General features: G+C 69.8%; 18 protein-coding genes and 1 pseudogene. 6 read left to right on the top strand and 13 right to left on the bottom strand.

The features are described from left to right. Positions 1-6 precede the first annotated feature (6 nt). The 3 genes from cydB to MUG78_RS08930 all read right to left on the bottom strand — a co-directional run bounded on the left by cydB (position 7) and on the right by MUG78_RS08930 (position 3,773). Positions 7-1,104 (bottom strand): cytochrome d ubiquinol oxidase subunit II, encoded by a 1,098-nt coding sequence (cydB, locus tag MUG78_RS08940; RefSeq protein ID WP_246993991.1) that lies wholly within the window; start codon positions 1,102-1,104, stop codon positions 7-9. 12 nt (positions 1,105-1,116) lie between these two features. After that, positions 1,117-2,709, bottom strand: a complete 1,593-nt coding sequence (locus MUG78_RS08935; protein ID WP_246993989.1) for a cytochrome ubiquinol oxidase subunit I — start codon at positions 2,707-2,709, stop codon at positions 1,117-1,119. A 203-nt stretch (positions 2,710-2,912) separates the two neighbouring features. After that, complete coding sequence (locus MUG78_RS08930) at positions 2,913-3,773, bottom strand: aminodeoxychorismate lyase (RefSeq protein WP_246993987.1); 861 nt, start codon at positions 3,771-3,773, stop codon at positions 2,913-2,915. Positions 3,774-3,842: 69 nt separating this feature from the next. On the opposite strand from MUG78_RS08930, the gene ygfZ reads away from it, so the two are divergent. Next, positions 3,843-5,012, top strand: a complete 1,170-nt coding sequence (ygfZ, locus tag MUG78_RS08925; RefSeq protein ID WP_246993985.1) for a CAF17-like 4Fe-4S cluster assembly/insertion protein YgfZ — start codon at positions 3,843-3,845, stop codon at positions 5,010-5,012. A 166-nt stretch (positions 5,013-5,178) separates the two neighbouring features. Continuing rightward, a complete protein-coding gene (locus tag MUG78_RS08920) occupies positions 5,179-5,346 on the top strand; it encodes a DUF3073 domain-containing protein (protein ID WP_246993983.1) in 168 nt (55 codons plus the stop codon). Positions 5,347-5,543: 197 nt separating this feature from the next. Here MUG78_RS08920 and purM read toward each other — a convergent pair whose 3' ends face one another. The 3 genes from purM to MUG78_RS08905 form a co-directional block, all read right to left on the bottom strand. Further along, positions 5,544-6,638: a phosphoribosylformylglycinamidine cyclo-ligase gene (gene purM, locus MUG78_RS08915; RefSeq protein ID WP_246993981.1), complete on the bottom strand. Its 1,095-nt coding sequence runs from the start codon at positions 6,636-6,638 to the stop codon at positions 5,544-5,546. A gap of 67 nt (positions 6,639-6,705) precedes the next feature. Continuing rightward, positions 6,706-8,274 (bottom strand): amidophosphoribosyltransferase, encoded by a 1,569-nt coding sequence (gene purF, locus MUG78_RS08910; protein WP_246993978.1) that lies wholly within the window; start codon positions 8,272-8,274, stop codon positions 6,706-6,708. Positions 8,275-8,372: 98 nt separating this feature from the next. Then, positions 8,373-8,726: a sterol carrier family protein gene (locus MUG78_RS08905; RefSeq protein WP_281500135.1), complete on the bottom strand. Its 354-nt coding sequence runs from the start codon at positions 8,724-8,726 to the stop codon at positions 8,373-8,375. A 69-nt stretch (positions 8,727-8,795) separates the two neighbouring features. On the opposite strand from MUG78_RS08905, the gene MUG78_RS08900 reads away from it, so the two are divergent. Together MUG78_RS08900 and MUG78_RS08895 are read left to right on the top strand one after the other, a co-directional pair. After that, positions 8,796-9,653: a PHP domain-containing protein gene (locus MUG78_RS08900; protein ID WP_246993974.1), complete on the top strand. Its 858-nt coding sequence runs from the start codon at positions 8,796-8,798 to the stop codon at positions 9,651-9,653. 25 nt (positions 9,654-9,678) lie between these two features. Then, positions 9,679-11,190: a glutamate-cysteine ligase family protein gene (locus tag MUG78_RS08895; RefSeq protein ID WP_246993972.1), complete on the top strand. Its 1,512-nt coding sequence runs from the start codon at positions 9,679-9,681 to the stop codon at positions 11,188-11,190. 10 nt (positions 11,191-11,200) lie between these two features. Here the strand turns inward: MUG78_RS08895 and MUG78_RS08890 are convergent, their stop codons facing one another. Continuing rightward, positions 11,201-12,277, bottom strand: a complete 1,077-nt coding sequence (locus MUG78_RS08890; protein ID WP_246993970.1) for an NAD(P)H-dependent amine dehydrogenase family protein — start codon at positions 12,275-12,277, stop codon at positions 11,201-11,203. Between the two features lie 142 nt (positions 12,278-12,419). Between MUG78_RS08890 and MUG78_RS08885 the strand changes: the two genes are divergently transcribed. Further along, the gene (locus tag MUG78_RS08885) at positions 12,420-13,253 is read left to right on the top strand and encodes a glycerophosphodiester phosphodiesterase (protein WP_246993968.1); all 834 of its coding nucleotides are present in this window, start codon (positions 12,420-12,422) and stop codon (positions 13,251-13,253) included. 16 nt (positions 13,254-13,269) lie between these two features. Here MUG78_RS08885 and MUG78_RS08880 read toward each other — a convergent pair whose 3' ends face one another. Genes MUG78_RS08880 through purL form a run of 4 tightly spaced genes read right to left on the bottom strand, consistent with a single transcriptional unit; the run spans position 13,270 to position 17,128 of the window. Beyond that, positions 13,270-13,854, bottom strand: coding sequence for a CD225/dispanin family protein (locus MUG78_RS08880; protein ID WP_246993965.1), 585 nt, complete (start codon positions 13,852-13,854; stop codon positions 13,270-13,272). Positions 13,855-13,856: 2 nt separating this feature from the next. After that, positions 13,857-14,315, bottom strand: coding sequence for a DUF2752 domain-containing protein (locus MUG78_RS08875; RefSeq protein ID WP_246993964.1), 459 nt, complete (start codon positions 14,313-14,315; stop codon positions 13,857-13,859). A gap of 1 nt (position 14,316) precedes the next feature. Continuing rightward, entirely contained in the window at positions 14,317-14,829 is a 513-nt protein-coding gene (locus MUG78_RS08870; protein WP_372493171.1) for a CD225/dispanin family protein, read from the bottom strand. A 19-nt stretch (positions 14,830-14,848) separates the two neighbouring features. Then, on the bottom strand, positions 14,849-17,128 hold the full coding sequence (purL, locus tag MUG78_RS08865; protein WP_246993963.1) for a phosphoribosylformylglycinamidine synthase subunit PurL: 2,280 nt from the start codon (positions 17,126-17,128) through the stop codon (positions 14,849-14,851). A 114-nt stretch (positions 17,129-17,242) separates the two neighbouring features. Between purL and eccA the strand changes: the two genes are divergently transcribed. After that, positions 17,243-18,997: a type VII secretion AAA-ATPase EccA gene (eccA, locus tag MUG78_RS08860; protein WP_246993962.1), complete on the top strand. Its 1,755-nt coding sequence runs from the start codon at positions 17,243-17,245 to the stop codon at positions 18,995-18,997. Between the two features lie 97 nt (positions 18,998-19,094). Here the strand turns inward: eccA and cysC are convergent. Both cysC and cysD read right to left on the bottom strand, forming a co-directional pair. Beyond that, a pseudogene (gene cysC / locus MUG78_RS08855) lies at positions 19,095-20,932 on the bottom strand (adenylyl-sulfate kinase). Further along, positions 20,932-21,846 (bottom strand): sulfate adenylyltransferase subunit CysD, encoded by a 915-nt coding sequence (gene cysD, locus MUG78_RS08850; RefSeq protein WP_246993961.1) that lies wholly within the window; start codon positions 21,844-21,846, stop codon positions 20,932-20,934. Before cysD ends, cysC begins: the two are co-directional and overlap by 1 nt. Positions 21,847-21,931 lie beyond the last annotated feature (85 nt).

Below are 21,931 nucleotides of genomic sequence, written 5' to 3'. Positions count from 1 at the left end.
GCGCCCTCACTTGTGCTCGGCCGCCACGACGTCCGTCGACAACGGCAGACCTGCCGCCTTGTCGGGAACGTCGTCGATGGACATCCGCTTGCGGAAGACCCAGTAGCTCCATGCCTGATATGCGATCACAACCGGCGTCATGAAGGCAGCCGCCCAGGTCATCACGACCAGGGTGTAGTGGCTCGACGACGTGTTGTAGATGGTCAGCGTGTTCTCCCCGCCCAGCGTGGAGATCATCACGTTCGGGAACAGGCAGCTGAACAGCAGCGCCACCGTGCCCGCGATACCGATCGCGGTACCCAGGAACGCGATGCCCTCGCGGCGCAGTTGCGTCGCGATCACGGCCACCAACACGCCCAGCGCGGCGACGACGACCAGCGCCCAGGTCCAGTCCTTGCCGTAGGACAGCTGCGTCCACACCAGGAAGGTGCCGCCGATGACCAGCGTGGCGATCGCCAACGCGGCGGCCATCTTGGTCGCGTCCTCGCGCATCTGTCCCTTGGTCTTGAGCGCGATGAAGATGGCGCCGTGCGTCAGGAAGATGGACAGGGTGGTCAGACCGCCGACCAGCGAGTACGGGTTGAGCAGGTTCCAGAACCCGCCGGTGTACACGTGGTTGGGGTCGCGGAACTCCACCGGCACACCGCGCAGCAGGTTGGCGAAGGCCACACCCCACAGCAGTGCGGGCACCCACGAGCCGATCCCGATGCCGACGTCGCACCAGCGACGCCACTTCACGTCGTTGATCTTGGGACGCCACTCGATGGCGCACACGCGGACGATCAGCGCCAGCAGGATCAGGAACAGCGGGATGTAGAAGCCCGAGAACATGGTGGCGTACCAGCCGCCGAACGCGGCGAACAGCGCGCCGCCTGCGGTGAGCAGCCACACCTCGTTGCCGTCCCACACCGGCCCGATGGTGTTGATGATCAGACGGCGACGCTTGTCGCCCTCGGCGCGAGCCTGCTCGGGCGTGAGGTCGCCGGTGGAGTGCCGACCCAGGAAGGGCATCAGCATGCCCACGCCGAAGTCGAATCCTTCAAGGACGAAGTAGCCGACGAACAGAACCGCGATGACGCAGAACCAGAATGCTTCCAAACTCATTCGGACTTCTCCTTAGTACACGAAGGAGAGCTTGTCTTCGCTCTCTTCGTCCTCGGTCGGGGCGTCCGGGTCGACGGGTGCCGTCGGCCCTTCCAGCACGTATCGGCGTTGGAGGTAGAACCAGACCACACCCAGCGCGCCGTAGAGCAGCGTGAAGATGATGAGCGAGCTCAGCACCATACCCGGCGAGTTGAACGACACACCGTCTTGGACGGTCATCATCACCTTGAACGGATCGGCGTCCTCCGGGTTGGCCCAGTTCGGCACGACGACCCACGGCTGACGACCCATCTCCGTGAAGATCCAGCCCGAGGCGTTCGCCAGGAACGGCGTCGGGAGCATCCACAGGGCGAGACGACCGAACTTCTGCGGCACCTCGAAGCGCTTGCGCCGCAGCAGCCACAGGCCGCCGAACGCGACCACCACCGAGCCCAGCGCCCAGGTGATCATGGCGCGGAAGCTCCAGTAGGTGATGAACAGGTTGGGTGCGAAGTTCTGTCCCTCGGGGAAGTTGCTGTTCTCGGTCACCGACCGCGGCAGCTTGCCTTCGTCACGGGCCTTCTGGAAGGCCTCGGTGTACTGCTTCTGCAGGTCCTCCACACCCTGAACGGTGCTGTCGAAGGTGTGATCGGCCAGGAACGAGAGCATGTTCGGGATCACGATGACGTGGTTGATGTGGTCGCAGTTGTTCTGCGTGCCGATACTGAGCACCGAGAAGCCGGCGCCCTCCTCGGTCTGGCACAGCGACTCGGCCGCGGCCATCTTCATCGGCTGCTGCTTGAACATCAGCTGCGCCTGCGCGTCGCCGGTGAGGAACAGTCCGATACCGGAGGCGATCGTCAACCACAGGGCGAACAGAGCCACCGGACGCCACATGGTCCGGTTCTCCTCGAGCAGTTCCTCGCCGGTGGCGCCCAACTGGCTCGGCGCGGTGGTCACCGGCGCGGTGCCTGCGGTGAGCTTCTTGGCGCGGACGGTGTTGCGGGCCATCCAGTACAGGCAGATGATCGCGACCACGGTAGCGGCGGTGAGCCACGCACCGACGATGACGTGCGGGAAGGCCAGCAGCGTCGTGTTGTTGGTCATCACCGCCCAGAAATCGTTCATCTGCGGACGCTGGAGCTGCTCATTCCACTCCACGCCCACCGGATGCTGCATGAACGAGTTGGCGGCGATGATGAAGTAGCCCGAGGCGGTCACGCCGATGGCGACCAGCCAGATGCAGGCCAGGTGCACACCCTTGCTCAGACGACCCCAGCCGAAGAACCACAGGCCCAGGAAGGTCGATTCGAGGAAGAACGCGACCAGACCCTCCAGTGCCAGCGGGGCGCCGAAGACGTCCGCGACGAAGCGGCTGTACTGGCTCCAGTTCATGCCGAACTGGAATTCCTGCACGATGCCGGTCGCGACACCGAGGGCGAAGTTGATCAGGAACAGCTTCCCGAAGAACTTCGTCGCGCGCAGCCACGCCTCGTTGCCGGTCTTGAGCCAGACCGTCTGCATGATGGCGATCATCGGCGCGAGACCGATGGTCAGCGGCACCAGGATGAAGTGGTACACGGTGGTGATACCGAACTGCCACCGTGATATGTCGACCACGTCCACGCGCGGCTCTCCCTTCAACGTCTGCGGACGGGACTGCCGTCCGTCGTACTACCTGCGGTAGTACATCGAGGCCAGGTTACGACCACCTGAGCGTGCGGTCCAACAGCAACGGGACCTAGGTCCCAGGCTTGTGGGGCGATTCACAGGTCCTCACATCATCACCTCGGAACCCATGCTGCGCAGGAGTTTTGGGCAATCGATGACTAATCCGCGGAAACGGCGGCGTCGACCAATTCGGCGACGGGCAGTCCGTCCGGCGCGGAAGCGGGCAGCGTCCGCCCGTCCAGGGTGTGCACGCGCGCGGCCAGCGTGATCGACGACAGCAGCCAGACTCCCGCGGCGCCGTGCAGATCGTCGACGGTCATCTCGACCTCCCGGGCGACGATCCCCCGGGTGCGCGCCAACTCGAACAGCGCCGCCTGCGTGGTGCCCGGCAGGATCGGTCCCGACCGGGGCGGCGTCCGGAGCTCACCGCCGACCTCGAGCACCACGGTCGAGCGCGGCCCCTCCCACACGCGGCCGCCGGGCCCGGTGAAGACGGCGTCGTCGGCGCCGCGGTCGGCCGCGTACCGCAGGGCCGCCATGTTGCTCGCGTACGCCAACGCCTTGGTGCCGGCCAGCAGCCACGGCGACTCCTGCGCCCGAGTTCCCCACCCGCGGTCGAGGGTGAGCACCGAGATCCCGTCGCGCCGCGCGGCGGCGACCCGGTCGGCCACCGGCCCCACCGTCACGTAGCAGGTGGGCCCCGCGGCGGGCCGCGACTCGCGTCCCCGCGAATGACTGATCCGCAACAGCCCCTCGGCCCGGCCCTCCCGCGCGGCCCACGCCCCCGCGGCCACCTCGACGGCCCGGCGCAGACCCGCCCGATCGGGCGCCGGCAGCGCGAGGGCGGCGGCACCGTCGACCAGCCGGTCCAGGTGCGCGTCGATCAGCCGGGCGCGACCCGCGCGCACCAGCAGCGTCTCGAAGACGCCGTCCCCGCGCAGCGCGGCCAGGTCGTCGGCGAACAGCAACGGACGGTCCGGGTCCAACACCCGCCCGTCCCCGCTCACCAGCACACTCATCCGACCGAGACTAGGCCATCGCGCCGCGGGCCCGTGCCGGACATCGAACCTTCCTCGTAGACTGCAGGCATGGCTAGTGCTGGCAGTGTCGCCCGTTCTCCGATCCTCCTCAGCCACCCCTCCGCGGTCCCGACCCCGGACGACGATCTCAGCCCGGGTGTCGCCTGGCACTACGGCGATCCGCTGGGCGAGCAACGCGCCGCCGAACGCGGCGCCGTGGTGGTCGACCGTAGCGATCGCGCGGTGCTGGAACTGGCCGGCCCCGACCGCCTGACCTGGCTGCACACCATCGTCAGCCAGGACGTGGCCGGGCTCCCCGACCGCACCGGTGCCGAGAGCCTGTCCCTGGACGGCAACGGACGCGTCGAGGACCATTTCGTGCTCGCCGATCTGGACCTGGTGACCTGGCTCGACACCGAGCACGCCCGCGGCGAAGCCCTGGCCGCCTACCTGACGCGGATGGTGTTCCGGTCCGACGTGACCGTCACCGCCCGCCCTGACATGGCCGTCCTGACACTCATCGGTCCGGCCGTGCGCACCGGCGCTCTCGCCGAGTTGCTGGAGATCCCCGCCGACGCCGCCGTGTACAGCGCGGGTGATCTGCCCGAACGGCACCACGAGGACGAACCGCTCGGCTTCTGGCGGATCATGCCGCCCACCGGCGAGGGCCGCACCCTGCCGGTGGTGGACGTGGTGGTTCCCGAGACCGAACTGACGCAGTGGTGGCAAGCGTTGACCGCGGCCGGCGCGACCGAAGCCGGCATGTGGGCCGCCGAAGCGCTGCGCGTGGCCGCGATGCGGCCCCGCCTGGGCGCCGACACCGACGACCGCACCATCGCGCACGAAGCCGATTGGATCGGCGGCCCCGCCGAGTTCGGCGCGGTCCATCTGGACAAGGGCTGCTATCGCGGCCAGGAGACGGTAGCCCGGGTGCACAACCTGGGCCGGCCCCCGCGCCGCCTCGTGCTCCTGCACCTGGACGGCAGCGCCGACACCCGACCGGCCACCGGAGACCCGGTCAACGCGGACGGGCGCGCCGTGGGTCGGGTCGGGACCGTGATCGACCACTACGAGTTGGGCCCCGTCGCGCTGGCACTGGTGCGCCGGGCGGTGCCCGTCGACGCCGAACTCACCGTGGGCGACGGAACCGCCGCCCGTATCGAGGCCGACTACTACACCTCCGACGACTCGGTGCCCGCCGGCCGTGCCGCGGTGAACCGCCTGCGCGGACGCGACTGACCCCCGCGGGATAAAACCGCAGGTCACAATGCCTGCCGCGCGCATCACAGTGGCTCGACTACACATTCGCCAGAAGCAGGGTAGACTGTGCAGCAGGAATACAACTAACGAGAAGAACGGGGCCGCCACAAAGTGGCCGCCCCGTCATTGTGCGAGGGGGTCCCTAATGGGCCGTGGCCGGGCAAAAGCAAAGCAGACGAAGGTCGCTCGTCAGCTGAAGTACTCGACTCCGAACACAGACCTAGACAGCCTGCAACGCGAGCTGTCGGGCCACCAAGGTCAGTCCCGCAACCCAGTAGACGACTGGACCGAAGAGGAGTGGCGGCGCGCCTGACGCGCCTGCTCCACCAAGCAGACGAACCCTGCATCACCGCGGATCCGCGTGATGCAGGGTTTTCTGCTACCCACTGAACGGGACCCGATGTCGTCCCGATGTCGTCGTCCTCTCCCCCCGAGGTACCGAAAGGCCGAAGGCCGAAGGCGGAGGGATTCTCCGACGCCGGCCTCCGGCTCAGCTCTGCGGCTGCCCGATCAGAAGCGGGAGTAATCCCCCACCAGCTGGGCGCTGCCCGGCGCACCGGCCTCGTCGCCACGGCTCACCGAGCCCAGGACCCAGTTGTCCACGTGGCGGGCGGTCAGGATGGCCTGCGCCCGGTCGGTGTCTTCCGGCGCGACGATGGCGACCATGCCGACGCCCATGTTGAAGGTGCGCTCCATCTCGGCGCGCTCGACGCGTCCGCGCTGCGCGATCATCGAGAAGATCGGCGCCGGGGTCCACGTGTCGCGGGCCAGTTCCGCGCTCAGGCCGGTCGGCAGCACGCGTGCCAGGTTCTCGGCCAGGCCGCCACCGGTCACGTGCGCGAAGGTGCGCACCTCGGTCTCCGCGGCCAGTGCCAGGCAGTCCTTCGCGTAGATGCGGGTGGGCTCGAGCATCTCCTCGCCGAGCGAGCGGCCGAACTCCTCCACGTGGCCGTTCAGGTCCATCCGACCCCACTCCAGCAGGACCTTGCGGGCCAGCGAGTAACCGTTCGAATGCAGACCGGACGAACCCATCGCGATCACCACGTCGCCGGGACGCACGCGGTCCGGGCCCAGGATGTTCTCCGCCTCGACCACGCCGACGCCGGTCGCGGAGATGTCGTAGTGACCGTCCTCCATCAGGCCGGGGTGCTCGGCAGTCTCGCCGCCCAGCAGTGCACAGCCGGCGTCGAAGCAGCCGTCGGCGATGCCGCGGACGATGTCGGCGACCTTCTCCGGGATCACCTTGCCGATGGCGATGTAGTCCTGCAGGAACAGCGGCTCGGCGCCGCAGACCACGAGGTCGTCCACCACCATCGCGACCAGGTCGCGACCCACCGTGTGGTGGATGTCCATCGCCTGGGCGACGGCCAGCTTGGTGCCCACGCCGTCGCTGGAGGCGGCCAGGATCGGCTCGCGGTAGTCGCCCTTGAGCGCGAAGAGCCCGGCGAAGCCGCCGAGCCCGCCGACGACCTCGGGCCGCGTGGCGCGCTTGGCGTGCGGAGCGAACAACTCGATGGCGCGTTCACCGGCATCGATGTCCACACCGGCGGCCGCGTACGACGCTGCGGCTCCGCTGTCGAGGGGGTTGGCGGGGCCGTCGTTCATGGTCCAAGCACTCCTGGGTCGGTGAAGTTCATGCGGAGATCAGGCTACCGGAGCGGCCCGGCGGCGCTCACGGCCGCATGACCGCGCTGACATTGTCGTTCTCGGCGACAAGCGGATCGAGCACGTCGCCCGACGCGTTCTTACGCATCGTCTCGAGGACCGCCTTGCCCATCGAGGTCTCCTTGGGGAGCTCGATCGGGTAGTGCCCGTCGAAGCATGCCGCGCACAGTGCCTCAGCGGGTTGCTGGGTGGCCGCGACCATCTCGTCGACGCCGAGGTAGGCCAGCGAATCGGCGCCGATGGCCTGGCGCACGCCGTCGACCATCGCTTCCTCGGACTCCATGCCGTTGGCGATCAGCTCGGCGGGCGAGGCGAAGTCGATGCCGTAGAAGCAGGGCCACCGCACGGGCGCCGAGGCGATCCGCACGTGGACCTCGGCCGCGCCCGCCTCCCGCAGCATCCGGATCAGGGCGCGCTGGGTGTTGCCGCGGACGATGGAGTCGTCGACCACCACCAGCTTCTTGCCGCGGATCACTTCCTTGAGCGGATTGAGCTTGAGGCGGATACCGAGCTGACGGATGGTCTGGCTGGGCTGGATGAAGGTGCGGCCCACGTAGGCGTTCTTCATCAGGCCCTGGCCGTAGGGGATGCCCGACTCCTGGGCGTAGCCCACCGCCGCCGGGGTGCCCGATTCGGGCACCGGGATCACCAGGTCGCCCTCGGCGGGCGCGTCGCGGGCTAGGCGGCGGCCGATGTCCACGCGCGTCGAATGCACCGAGCGGCCGTGGATCACGCTGTCCGGGCGGGCCAGGTACACGTATTCGAAGATGCAGCCCTTCGGGGTGGGCTCGGCGAAGCGGCTGCTGCGGACGCCGTCGGCGTCGATGGCGAGCAGTTCACCGGGTTCGATGTCGCGCACGAACGAGGCGCCGACGATGTCCAGCGCCGCGGTCTCCGAGGCGACCACCCAGCCGCGGTCCAGCCGGCCCAGGCTCAGCGGCCGGATCCCGTACGGATCGCGCGCGGCGTACAGCGTGTTCTCGTCCTGGAAGGTGAGGCAGAAGGCGCCGCGCAGCGTGGGCAGCAGTTCGAGGGCCGCCTGCTCCAGCGTCTTGTCGGCGGCACCGTGCGCGAGCAGTGCGCCCACCACGTCCGAGTCCGACGTCGCACCCTCGTTGCGACCGTAGATGCCCAGGTCACGGGCGCGCTGCGCGAGCTCGGCGGTGTTCACCAGATTGCCGTTGTGCCCCAGTGCGACACCGTTGCCCGCGGCCGTGTGCCGGAAGATCGGCTGGGAGTTCTCCCAGCTGGTGGAGCCGGTGGTGGAGTACCGGCAATGGCCCACCGCGATGTGGCCGTGCATCGAGGCGAGCGTCTGCTCGTCGAACACCTGGCTCACCAGACCGAGGTCCTTGAAGACGAGCACCTGGGAGCCGTCGCCCACCGAGATGCCCGCGGCTTCCTGGCCGCGATGCTGCAGCGCGTACAGGCCGTAATAGGTCAGTTTGGCGACGTCCTCGCCGGGCGCCCACACACCGAAGACACCGCATTCTTCGCGCGGTTCGTTCTCCGGTTCGTCGAGGTCGGGGACCACAGGCGTGCTCAGGTCGGACGAGGGGACAGCAGGATCAGACACCTGGACGCTCCGATTTCGGGGAGGGCTGTGTTTCAGGAAGGGCTGGGACGGGCGTACGTAATGCAGAGTTTACGTGGCCGCTCGCGCTGAGCACAGTTTCAGTTGGAAGGTGTGACGCGAACGATGGGCAGCAGGTCCGCGATGTCGGCGGCGCGGTGCCCGGAGGCACTCACCCGATGGTCGTCGATCGCCGCGTCGAGCCGGTCCAGGCCGGTCGCCAGCAGCAGCCAGGTCCGCGGCGACGTCTCGACCACATTCGGCGGGGTGCCCCGCGTGTGCCGCACGCCTTCCAGGCACTGGACCGCCACGAACGGCGGCACCCGCACCTCCACCGCGTTGCCCGGCGCGTCCTGCGCCAGCGCCCGCGCCGACAGCCGCACGGCGGCGGCCAGTGCCGCGCGCGGCGGCGTCGGCAGGGTCTCGTCGCGGAGCCAATCGGTCACCGCGAGCATCGCGGCGCGCAGTTCGGCGGGGTCAACCTTCTTGGCGGGAGGCACGGCCCTACAGCGTAGCCTGAGCGTGTGAGCCTCTCCGCCGATCTACACGTGCACACCAGCTGGTCCGACGGAACCGATTCGGTAGCCGAACTCTATGCCGCCGCGCAGGCGGCCGGGGTAACGACACTGAGCATCACCGATCACGACACCGCCAACCACTGGCCCGACACGCGTGACCTCCGCCCGACCGGTATGCGGGTACTGCCCGGTACCGAGTTCTCCACCAAGCATCCGGCGCCCGACGGTTCGCTGGTGTCGGTCCATCTCCTCGGCTACCTCTTCGATCGGGAGAATCCGGCGATCGTCGCTGAGTGGGAACGGATGCGCGCCGAACGAGCCGGGCGCGGTGGGCGGATCGTGGAGAACCTCATCGCCGCCGGTTTCCCGATCACCCTGGAGCGCGTGCAGGAGATCGCGGGCCGCGGCGCCATCAGCCGCCCGCACATCGGCCGCGCCCTGATGGAGGCCGGCGTGGTCGGATCGGTCAGCGAAGCCTTCGCCGAGACGCTCCACGAAAGCGGTCCCTACTACGCTGCGCTGCGATCGCTGCCGCTCACCGAAGCGATCGAGCTGGTCACCGCGGCCGGCGGTGTCCCGGTCCTCGCCCATCCGCGGGCGCGCGCGGCCGCGGCCGTCCTGACCCCCGACGTCCTGGCCACCCTGGTCCCGCTGGGGCTGCGCGGCCTGGAGGTCGATCACCCCGACCACGACGAGACCGCCCGCACCGAGCTGCGCGGCGTCGCCGCCGATCTCGGTCTGCTGGCCACCGGCTCCAGCGACTACCACGGCGACAACAAGCCGATCCGGATCGGCCAGGAGCGGACCGCCGACGACGTCGTCGAGCAGATCATCGAGCTCGGAGCCCAATCGCCGTTCGTCTGAGTCCCGGTCCGGCACCATGGGGTGCATGGGCGAAGACGTCAGCCGTCAGCAGTTCACCGGTGCCGATCGCGTGCGCTTCCGATCGCAGGTCTCGCGCGGCACCGAGGCCATCGCGCGCATGCTGGTCGAGGGCCTGTTCACCGATCATGGTCGGCCGCCGAAGCCGCTGCTGGGCATGGAGGTGGAGCTGAATCTGATCGACGCCGCGGGCAATCCGGCCATGGCCAACGCCGCCGTGCTGGACGTGATCGCCGATCCGGATTATCAGACCGAACTCGGCCAGTTCAACGTCGAGATCAACGTGGCGCCGCGGCCGTTCGTCGGCGCCGACACCATCGGTCTGGAGCAGGCGCTGCGGGGTTCGCTCAACCGGGCCGAGGCGGCGGCCGCGACCACCGGGAACCACCTGGTGATGATCGGCATGCTGCCGACCCTGCGCGACGAGCACTTCCGCCACCACTGGATCTCGGCCAATCCGCGCTACGACCTGCTCAACGAACAGATCTTCGCCGCCCGCGGCGAGGATCTGGAACTGGACATCACCGGCGTCGAGCTGGCCGACGACCGCGACCGCGAACACCTGCGGGTCACCACCGATTCGATCCTCCCCGAAGCGGCCTGCACCTCGCTGCAACTGCACCTGCGGGTGGCGCCGGAGGACTTCGCCGCGCACTGGAATGCGGCGCAGGCGGTCTCCGGCGTGCAGGTCGCGATCGCCGGGAACTCGCCGTTCCTGGCCGGCAAGGCACTCTGGCACGAGACCCGGATCCCGGTGTTCGAGCAGGCCACCGACACCCGCCCGCTGGAGCTGAAGAATCAGGGGGTGCGGCCACGCGTCTGGTTCGGCGAACGCTGGATCAACACCATCTTCGACCTGTTCGAGGAGAACACCCGCTACTTCCCCGCCCTGCTGCCGGTCTCGACCGACGTCGACCCCCTGGCGGTCCTGGACGCCGGCGGCATCCCCGAGCTCGACGAACTGCGGCTGCACAACGGGACCGTGTACCGCTGGAACCGCCCGGTGTACGACGTGGTGGACGGGCGGGCACATCTGCGCGTGGAGAACCGGGTGCTGCCCGCCGGGCCCACCGTGATCGACATCATGGCCAACGCCGCCTTCTACTACGGGGTGGTGCGCGGCCTCGTCGACTCCGAGCAGCCGGTCTGGTCGCAGATGTCGTTCGACGCCGCGCGGGAGAACCTGGCGGCCGGCGCGCACTGGGGCATGCGGGCGCAACTGTATTGGCCCGACATCGGTTGGGTGCGGCCGGACGAGCTGACCCTGCGCAAGCTGCTCCCCCTCGCCGAACGCGGCCTCACCTCGTTCGGCGTCTCGGAGAAGACCCGTCGCCGGTACCTGGAGGTGATCCGCGGCCGGTGCCTGACCCAGCAGACCGGGTCGGTGTGGCAGCGACGGGCGGTGGCCGCCCGCGAGCGCGCCGGCGATTCACGCGCGCAGGCCCTGCACGGCATGCTGACCGACTACACCGTGCTCATGCACGAGGGCGAGCCGGTCCACACCTGGCCGACCCCCTGATCCGTTCCGGTCAGCCGGCAACGAGCCCGCGGCCGGTCACCAACGGCATGTCCAGCGCGGTCAGGATCCCGGGTGCGGCGGCGACCACGGCGGGTACCGAGTTCACCAGGCGCATGGCGGTGACGATCATGCCCGAGACGTTGTGGTCGCCGTCGCGCCCGTGATGACCGAACTCCACGGTCATCTCCGGCTCCCCGTGCACCATGATCCGATAGCAGCCGTCGCCGCGATCGGGCCGCGGCCACTGCGGGCACTGGTCGGGGTTGGTACGGGTGACGTGTTCGAGGACCACCCGGTCCACGCCGTCGACCTGGCCGACGATCTCGAAGCGCAACGCCGCGAGCGTGCCCGTCGGGATCTCGACGGACACGGTGGAGTAGTCGCGGTCGGCGGGCACGCGTTCGGTCCGCTCGATCAGCGGTTCGTCGAGGGTCACGCCGAGCCCGGCCGCCAGCTGTCGCACCACCGACCCCCACGCCAACGACAGCACGCCCGGCGACGCCAGCACCGACGGGAAGTCCATCGGCTGTCCGAACCCGAACAGCTGGCCCATCGCCACCGGCTGGTTGTAGGTGGAGTAGTCGGCGATCTCCAGGCAGCGCACCTCGTCGATGGACTGCGACAGGCTGGTCATCGACAACGGCAGCACGTCGTTGGCGAAGCCGGGGTCGATCCCGTTGACGTGCAGGCTGGCCCCGCCCTCGCGCGCCGCGGCGGCCACCTGGTCGATGATGGAGTCGGGCAGCACGCCGTAGGGGAACTGCAGGATCACCGGGCCGGAGGAGACCACGTTGATACCCGCGCGCAGGAAGCGCTGGAGATCCTGGATCGACTCCATCACGCGGTCGTCGGTCATCGCCGTGTGCACGATGGCGTCCGGTGCCAGCGCGATCAGGGCGTCGGCATCGCCGGTGGCGAGCACACCCAGGTCGCGGCCGAGTCCGGCCAGCTCGCCGGCGTCGCGGCCCACCTTGGCCGGGTCGGACACCCACACGCCGACCAGTTCCAGCTCCGAATGGGCGTCGATCCCGGCGATCGCATGCCGTCCGACGGTCCCGGTGGACCACTCCACTACGCGCACAGTCATTTCTCGACCGTAGTGGCTCCGGGCCTTCAGTGTCTCGGGCATCCACCGCGGAGGCGTCGCGAAACTGTTGCGGTCGGTGTGCTGTGACCATCAAGCGCGTCGATCTCGCGGCGCCGGTAACGTCGCGGGGGTGGTTCCCCCGGTGGCAGTGACGCACGCGCGCGGCACCACCCTGCTCAAATGGCACCGGGCCCGGCGGACCGCCACCGATCCGCCGTTCACGGCGCAGCGGATCGTCGAAGGCCTGCGCGCCGGCGCCAGTGTGGAAGTGGACCTGCGGATCCACGCCGACCGCGGTTTTGCCGTGCTGCACGACCACCGTCTCGACCGGGAGACCACCGGCCGCGGCGCGGTGGCCGCCACTCCGGCGGCCCGCCTGCGCACCATGGCGTTGCGCGACGGCACCGGGAAACCCAGTGGGCACGGCGTCCTGCTGCTCGAGGATCTCGCCGATCTGCTGGCCGACGCGACCCTCCCCCGCTCGGCACTGCTGCAGCTGGACTACAAGCAGGAGGCGCGCGATCTGGACGCGCGGTCGGTGGCGGCTTTCGCCGCGGCCACGGCGCCGATCGACGAGCACCTGATCCTGTCGTGCGGCGACGCCGACGCCGTCCGCATCCTCACCGACGCCGCCCCGGGCGTCGCGGTCGGCTTCGACCCCTGCCACCGCGGGGCGGCCGGTCGCGCGCTGGCCTCCGGCGACTTCGCGGGGTTCGTCGACCGTGCCTGCCTGGCGTCGCCGCGCGCGACGACGATCTATCTGGAGATCCCGCTGGTGCTCGGTGCCGCGGACGCCGGCTTCGACCTGATCGGCGCCTTCGGTGCGCGCGGACGCGCGGTGGACGCGTACACGCTCGGCGGTGCGGCAAACGTCGGCATGGTGCCGATCGTGGCCGGGCTGCTGGAGCTGGGTGTCGATCAGCTCACCGTCGACGATCCGGAGGGCCTGCTCGCGCTCCTGACCGACGCGGACTGACGCCGGTCGTCGCCGGTCAGGTGCCGTAGGTGCCGGGCTGGTTCGACGTGTTCGGGTCCACGTTCAGGGCCCACACGAAGAAGAACACCACCGCGAGGATCATCACCGCGATTCCGACCGCGCAGCTGATCCATGCCCACAGAGCGAGCGTCCTGGACGAGTCGGCGGCGGCCTCTGCTTCCTGCCGTTGCCCGGCCATCCACAGTCGGTTCACCGAGTTGGCCTTGGTGAAACCGAGGATGCCGAGCACCAACGGCGCCAGGCCGGCCGGCGTGGCGAAGCAGGTCACCAGGAGGATACCGCCGACCACCATCGCGCCGATCGACGACGACTGCCCGGTTGCCGGAGCCGGTCCCTGCGCCGCGAAGACCGATTGCGGCGAGGCGGGATGGGCCGGGTAGGCCGCACCCGGATACGGGGCGATCGAATACGGGACCGGAGGCGGCGCGGCCTGCGAGTAGGGGTCCTGCTGGTGCGGATCCTGTTGGTACGGATCCTGTTGGTACGGGTTCGGGGCGTACGGATTCGGGGTCGCGTGCTGTGTCGGCTCGTACGCCGACCACTGCTCGCCCCGATCCTCCGGTTCGGCGGGCCCGGTCATCGTCACACCTTCCACGCATCGAACGGCGGGAACGGCAGGTTCCGCACCACGGCCCACGCCAGGGTCGCGACGAGCAGCGCCATCGGCGCGTATCGCAGGTGCTGCCATCCGCGCACGCGCCGCCCCTTCCACAGGCCGAGCGTGTACGTCACGAACGACGCGGCCAGCAGCACCAGCGCGACCAGGCCGAAGGCGTTATAACTCACCGCCGCACCGAGGTCACCGTGCATCAGGCTGTACAGCATCCGCGAGGTGCCGCACCCCGGGCAGTTGAGGTGCAGCAGCGCATTGGTCGGGCAGGGCGGAATGATCCCGCCGGGCGTCGTCGGATCGGCGAACCACACCAGCGCGCCCGTCGCGACCGCACCGGCCACGATCACCGCGGGACCGGCGATCCGGTGCCGCGCCACCGCGTAGACGGCAGCGACCACCCGATCCCCGGTTCCCACGGCGGTGGTCATGTCAGGCGTTGTTCACCGCGGCCACGATGATCACGACGTAGATGAGCCCGAAGATCACCCAGGACGCCACCGCAGCGACAGCCGACCAGATCGCGAACTTCTTCGCGTCCTCGGCGGCCTGCTGAGCGCCGGCGTGATCGCCCATCGCCCACAGCTTGCTCACCGACGTCGACTTGATGATCGACACCACGCCCAGCGGCAGGCAGCACAGCACGGTGCTCAGGATGGCCCAGACCAGGTTGTCGTCCGGCGGCATCCCGGGCGCACCACCGAACTGCGACGGCTGCCCGTACTGCGCTTGCCCGTACTGGGGCTGCGCGAACTGGGCACCGTACTGCGGCTGCTGACCGTAATCGGGCTGCCCGAACTGGGGCGTCTCACCGTACTGGGGTGCCTGCCCGTACTGGGGCGTCTGACCGTATTGGGGCTGACCCAACTGGGTCGCGTCATACGGGTTCGGCTCGTACGGCTGGTCCCCGCCGGCATTCCCGTTGTTGTCGTTCGGGTTCGTCATCCCATGCGCCCTCTCGTGCTCAGCCGAAGTACCGGGGCAGCGTACCCTCGTGCACCTCGCGAAGCTCGTCGAGGGGCACCGAGAACTGGCCCTGCACCTCGATGCTGTCGCTGCCCTGATCGACGACGCCGATGCGGACCCACGGCAGCTCGCGCGCGCTGAGCATCGCGGTGAACCGCGACTCCTCGGTGCGCGGCACCGCCACCAGCACGCGGCCGGTCGACTCGGAGAACAGCGTGACGAACGGGTCCGCGCCCTCGGGCAGCACCAGGCGGCAGCCGGTCTCACCGGCCAGCGCCGACTCGGTCACGGCCTGGATCAGGCCGCCCTCGGACAGGTCGTGCGCGGCGGTGATCATGCCGTCGCGGGATCCGGCCACCAGCACCTCGCCGAGGAGTCGCTCGCGCTCCAGATCCACCTGCGGGGGCACGCCGCCGAGGTGATCGTGCTCCACCTGAGCCCAGATGGAACCGTCGAACTCGTCGCGGGTGTCGCCGAGCAGGATCAGCGACTCGCCGGGTTCGGTGCCGAAACCGGTCGGGAGACGACGGTCGACGTCGTCGATCACACCGAGCACCGCGACCACCGGGGTCGGGAGGATCGGGGTGGTGCCGGTCTGGTTGTAGAAGCTCACGTTGCCGCCGGTCACCGGGATACCCAGCTGCGCGCAGCCGTCGGCGAGGCCGCGCACGGCCTGGCTGAACTGCCACATCACGCCCGGGTCCTCGGGGGAACCGAAGTTGAGGCAGTTGCTGACCGCCAGCGGCGTGGAACCGGAGGCGGAGACGTTGCGGTAGGCCTCGGCCAGCGCGAGCTGCGCGCCGCGGTACGGGTCCAGGAAGGTGTAGCGGCCGGAGGCGTCGGTGGCCAGCGCGATGCCGCGACCGGTCTCCTCGTCGATCCGGATCACGCCGGAGTCGGCGGCCTCGGCCAGCACCGTGTTGCCGCGCACGTAGCGGTCGTACTGCTCGGTGATGAACTTGCGGCTGCACAGCGCGGGGCTGGCCAGCAGCTTCAGGTAGGTGGCGCGCAGTTCGTCGCCGGTCACCGGGCGCGCCAGGCCGGCGGTGGTCGAGGCGACCACCGCGTCCTGGTCGGCCGGACGCTCCACCGGGCGGTGGTAGACGGGGCCGTCGTGGGCCACGGTGCGCGGCGGCACGTCGACCACGGTCTCGCCGTGCCAGGTGATCTCCAGGTGCTCACCGTCGGTCACTTCGCCGATCACGGTGGCCAGCACGTCCCACTTGCGGCAGACGTCCATGAAGGCGTCCACGTCTTCGGGCTTGACCACGGCGCACATGCGCTCCTGCGATTCGCTGGAGAGCACCTCGGCCGGCGACATGCCGTCCGCACGGGTGGGCACCTTCTCGAGCTGGATGGACATGCCGCCGTCACCGGCCGCCGCCAATTCCGAGGTGGCGCACGCCAGTCCGGCACCGCCGAGGTCCTGGATGCCGACCACGAGCTCGTTCTGGTACAGCTCCAGGCAGGCCTCGATGAGGACCTTCTCGGTGAACGGGTCGCCCACCTGCACGCTCGGCAGCTTCTTGCGGCTGGGCCCGCCGTCGTCGGAGAAGGTCTCCGAGGCGAGCACCGAGACGCCGCCGATGCCGTCCAGGCCGGTGCGGGCGCCGAACAGGATTATCTTGTTGCCCGCGCCCGAGGCGAACGCCAGGTGCAGGTCCTCGGCGCGCAACAGGCCCGCGCACAGCGCGTTGACCAGCGGGTTGCCCTGGTAGCTGGGGTCGAAGACGGTCTCGCCGCCGACGTTGGGCAGTCCGAGGGAGTTGCCGTAGCCGCCGATGCCGCGCACCGCGCCGTCGAGCACGCGGCGGGTGTCCGGGTGGTCCACCGCACCGAAGCGCAGCTGATCCATCACCGCGATCGGGCGGGCGCCCATCGCCATGATGTCGCGCACGATGCCGCCGACGCCGGTGGCCGCGCCCTGGTAGGGCTCGATGTAGCTGGGGCTGTTGTGCGACTCGACCTTGAAGGTCACCGCCCAGCCGTCGCCGACGTCCACGACGCCCGCGTTCTCACCGATACCGGCGAGCATGCCGGCCCGCATCTGGTCGGTGGTGGTCTCGCCGAAGTACTTCAGGTGCACCTTCGACGACTTGTAGCTGCAGTGCTCGGACCACATCACCGAGTACATGGCCAGCTCGGCGTCGGTGGGTCGACGACCGAGGATCTCGCGCACCCGCGCGTACTCGTCGTCCTTCATACCGAGCTCAGCGAAGGGCTGCGGAAGGTCCGGGGTATCGGCGGCGTGGGAAACGGTATCTACCTGGGCGCTCACAGCAGACAGTCTATGCCAGCGACGAGAGTGCTTCGCCCACGGCGGAACCCGGGCGGCCGCTACAGTCGAAATCGGGCAGTTCGGGGCTGCCGCCAGCGAGGTTCGGGGGGGACCATGACTGATCGACGACGCATCGCGCGCCAACTCTTCGACGCCGGACTGATCCGGCTCGGCCTCGGGCTCGACGGCCACGATCATCCGCCCGATCCAGCCGGGGCCCGACTCGCCTTCACCCGCGCCACCGAAGCCGATCCGACCATGGGCGACGCCTGGCTCGGCCGCCTGGCGACCGGCGACACCGGCGGCGCGACCCTGCTCGGGCTGTACCGGGCGCGCGAGCACATCGGGGCGCAGCAGCGGCGCGTCGGGCTGCCGGTGGGCCTGCTGTGCGGGCGGGCGCCGACCGGCATGTTCGTCGACTATCCGGTCGCCGACGCCACCCAGGCCGCACTGGCTTACGCCGGGTCCCTCCTGATCGGCGACGATCCCGACGGTGCCCGCCGCGTGTTGGAGCCGCTGGACGCGTCGCTGCCGATCGTCGAATTCTCTTGGGCCGCAACACATCTGCGTTCCCGCGCCTGGGCCGAGGCACTCGGCGCCCTCGCGCACCTGGACGCGTGGACCGACGACTGCCTGGCCGCCGCGGGGCAACTCGTGGCGGGTACGGCCTGCGTGCACCTGGGCCTGTTCGACGAAGGGGTCCGGCGGTTGGAGCAGGCCCAGCACGGGCCGCTGACCAACTGCCGGGCGCAGGCGGTCTTCACCATCGCGATGGCGCGACGTGCCCAGGGCGACGAAGCCGCCGCCCGCGCGCTGCTCCAGGAGGCCTACGCTCTGGACCCGGAACTGACCGAGGCCGCCACCGCGCTCGCCGACCCCGCCTACCGGCTGGTGCTCGCCGATGCGGCGTCGAGCGAGCCGGCCGTCGATCCCGACTCCGCGGCACCGCCGCCCGAGGACGTCCGCCTGGCCGAGCTCGAGCGCGAACTCGACGAGCAGGTGGGGCTCGCCGCGGTGAAGCAGGAGGTGGCCCGGCTGCGGTCCACCGCGACGCTGGCCAAGCTGCGGGCCGACCGCGGGCTGCGCACCGGCGACCGCAGCCTGCACCTGGCGTTCACCGGTCCGCCCGGCACCGGCAAGACCACCATCGCGCGGATCGTCGCGAAGCTGTACTGCGCGCTGGGTCTACTCGCCACCGACCGCGTCGTGGAGGCCTCGCGCCGGGATCTGGTGGGCGAACATCTCGGATCCACCGCACCGAAGACCGCGCGGGTGATCGACTCGGCGCTCGACGGCGTGCTGTTCCTCGACGAGGCGTACACCCTGATTCAGGAGGGCTTGTCCGGCGGCGACGCCTTCGGCCGCGAAGCCCTCGACATGCTGCTGGCCCGGATGGAGTCCGACCGCGACCGGCTGGTGGTGATCATCGCCGGCTACGACGACGAGATCGACCGACTGTTGGCCGCCAACGAGGGCCTGGCCTCCCGCTTCGCCCGGCGGATCCGATTCCCGTCGTACACCCCGGACGAGTTGACCCGGATCACCGAGGTGCTGGCCGACCGCCGCGACGCGCGCCTGACCCCGGCGGCCGCGGCCGCCGCGCGCGAGGCCTTCGCCGAGCTGTACGACGCGGTGCTCGACACCCCCGTCGGCCCCCGCCGCGGCACCGACGCCGCGGGCAACGGCCGCTACGCCCGCAACCTGCTGGAGGCGGCCGAGGAGGAGCGCGAGCATCGGCTCGCCACGTCCGCGGACCTGTCCGCCCTCACCGAAGCCGAACTGATGACCGTCGACGTCGCCGACCTCCGCGCCGCCCTGCGCCGCGTCGACCACCGGCGCCCGCTGTCCCTGCCCCTGACCCCACCCTGACCTCCGTGTCGCGACCCTGTCGACGGGTCGCTCGCGGAGCCCCGCGAGCGCCGCGGCAACAGGGTCGCGGCACGCCGGCCGGTCCGGGAGCCGGCGGCTACAGGCCCAGGTTGCGCAGGATCGCCGCGGCGGTGTCGGCGGGGGCGCCGTCGGCCGGGGTCACCACGATGTCCGCGTTCGCCGGGCGCTCGTACGGCGAGTCGATGCCGGTGAACTGGGTGATCTCGCCGGCGCGGGCCTTGGCGTACAGGCCCTTCGGGTCGCGCGCCTCGCACTCGGCCAGCGGGGTGTCCAGGAAGACCTCGTGGAAGGGCAGGCCCTTGGCCTCGTGGATCTCCCGGGCGCGCTGGCGCTCCTGCTCGAACGGACTGATCAGCGAGACGAGCACCACCGCACCGGAATCGGCGAACAGCGCCGCCACTTCCGCGGTGCGCCGGATGTTCTCGCGGCGGTCGTCGTCGCTGAAACCGAGGTCGGCGTTGAGCCCGTGGCGCAGGTTGTCGCCGTCGAGCAGGTACGCCGGCTGCCCGGAGGCCACCAACCTGCGCTCGAGTTCGATGGCGAGCGACGACTTGCCCGAGCCGGACAGCCCGGTCATCCAGATGGTGGCGCCGCGGTAGGCGCGCTGCTCGCGCGTCACCTTGGTGTCCTGCCACACAACGTTGGTGTCGCGCGCGACGGGCCCGGTGATCATGCCCGCGGCGACGGTGGCGTTGGTGGCCTCGTCGATCAGGATGAAGCTGCCGGTCTGCCGGTTGCGGCGGTACTCGTCGAACAGCAGCGGCTGCTGCGCGTGGAGGGTGAGCCGGCCGATCTCGTTGAGCGCCAACGACGTCGCCTGCTCGTCGCGGTGCAGCGTGTTCACGTCGAGGCGATAGTTGAGCCCGGACACGGTGACTCGCGTCTGGCGGGTGCCGCACAGGATCAGGTACGACGATCCCGGCGTCAGCGTGCCGGCCTCGGAGAACCAGCACACCATCGCGTCCACGTCCCGGTCCACGTACGGCCGGTTGTTGGGCGCACGATCATGTCGCCGCGCACGATGTCGATTTCGTCGGACAGTTCCATCGACATGGCCATCGGCGCGAAGGCCTCGGTGAGCTCGCGCCCGCCCGGACCCCACAGCCGCTTGATGGTGGTGCCGAAGCCGCTCGGCAGCACCACCACCTTGTCGCCCACGGAGAAGGAGCCGCCGCTGATGGTCCCCGCGTAGCCGCGGTGGTCCAGCCCGTCGCTGCGCTGCGGCCGGATCACGTACTGCACACCGAAACGCGCGTCGATCAGGTTGCGGTCCGACGAGATGTAGACGTTCTCCAGGTGCCCCAGCAGCGGGCGACCCTCGTACCAGTCCATCGCCGCGCTGCGGGTGACCACGTTGTCGCCCTGCAGTGCCGAGATCGGAATGAAAGTCAGGTCGCCGACCTCGAGCTTGGCCGAGAAGGCGATGAACTCGTCGCGGATCTCCTCGAACCGTTCCTGCGAGTAGTCGACGAGGTCCATCTTGTTGACGCAGATGGTCAGGTGCGGGATCCCCAGCAGCGACGACAGGAAGGCGTGCCGCCGGGTCTGCTCCAGCACGCCCTTGCGCGCGTCGATCAGGATGATCGCCAGGTCGGCGGTCGACGCCCCGGTCACCATGTTGCGCGTGTACTGCACGTGCCCGGGCGAGTCGGCGATGATGAACTTGCGCTCGGGGGTGGAGAAGTAGCGGTAGGCGACGTCGATCGTGATGCCCTGCTCGCGTTCGGCGCGCAGTCCGTCGGTCAGCAGCGACAGGTCGGCGAACTCGTCGCCGCGGCTCGCGCTGGTGCGCTCGATGGCCTCCAGCTGATCGGTGAAGATCGACTTCGAGTCGTAGAGCAGGCGTCCGATCAGCGTGGACTTGCCGTCGTCGACGCTGCCCGCGGTGGCGATGCGCAACAGTTCCCCGGCCATCAGAAGTACCCTTCCTTCTTGCGGTCTTCCATGCCGGCTTCGGAGATCCGATCGTCGGCGCGGGTGGCGCCGCGCTCGGTGATGCGGGTCGACGAGACCTCGGCGATCACCGCTGCGGGCGTGGCGGCGTCGCTTTCCACGCAACCGGTGCAGGTGGCGTCGCCGACGGTGCGGAACCGCACCTGCGCCAGGTGACTGGTCTCGCCGGGCGCCACTTCCAGGAAGCGGGTCTTGGCCAGGAGCATGCCGTCGCGCGGGACCACCTCCCGTTCATGCGCGTAGTAGATCGGCGGCAGGTCGATCTCTTCGGCCTCGATGTAGCGCCAGATGTCGAGCTCGGTCCAGTTGCTCAGCGGGAACACGCGGATGTGCTCGCCCCGGTGGTGGCGGCCGTTGTACAGGTTCCACAGCTCGGGTCGCTGGTTGCGCGGATCCCAGGTGCCGAACGAGTCGCGGAAGCTGAACACGCGCTCCTTGGCGCGCGCCTTCTCCTCGTCGCGGCGGGCCCCGCCGAACACGGCGTCGAACCGGTTCTCGGTGATGCCGCGCAGCAACGCCGCGGTCTGCAGCCGGTTACGGGAGCTGCCGACACCGGTCTGCTCCACCACGCGCCCGGCGTCGATGTCGTCCTGCACGTGCGAGACCAGCAGTTTCACACCGGTTTCGGCGACGACGCGGTCGCGATACTCGATCACCTCGTCGAAGTTGTGGCCGGTGTCGACATGCATCAGGGGGAACGGCATCGGCGCGGGCCAGAACGCCTTGCGCGCCAGGTGGAACATCACCACCGAGTCCTTGCCGCCGGAGAACAACATTCCGGGTCGCTCGAAGGTGGCCGCCACCTCGCGGAAGATGTGGACCGACTCGGCCTCCAACTCCTCCAGGTCCGACAGCTCGTAACCCTGCTTGTCCATCCCGCTCCCATCTGACGCTCACGCGGCATACGGATACGAGGGTAGTGGGCCCCGTCGCTCGGCCGCGGGAGGTGGTGGTGGTTGT

It is taken from the genome of Gordonia alkaliphila (genome assembly GCF_023017165.1).
GTDB classification, from domain to species: Bacteria; Actinomycetota; Actinomycetes; order Mycobacteriales; family Mycobacteriaceae; genus Gordonia; species Gordonia alkaliphila.
The sequence above is the reverse complement of the archived record's forward strand: the minus strand, read 5'-3'. Positions and strand labels throughout refer to the sequence as shown.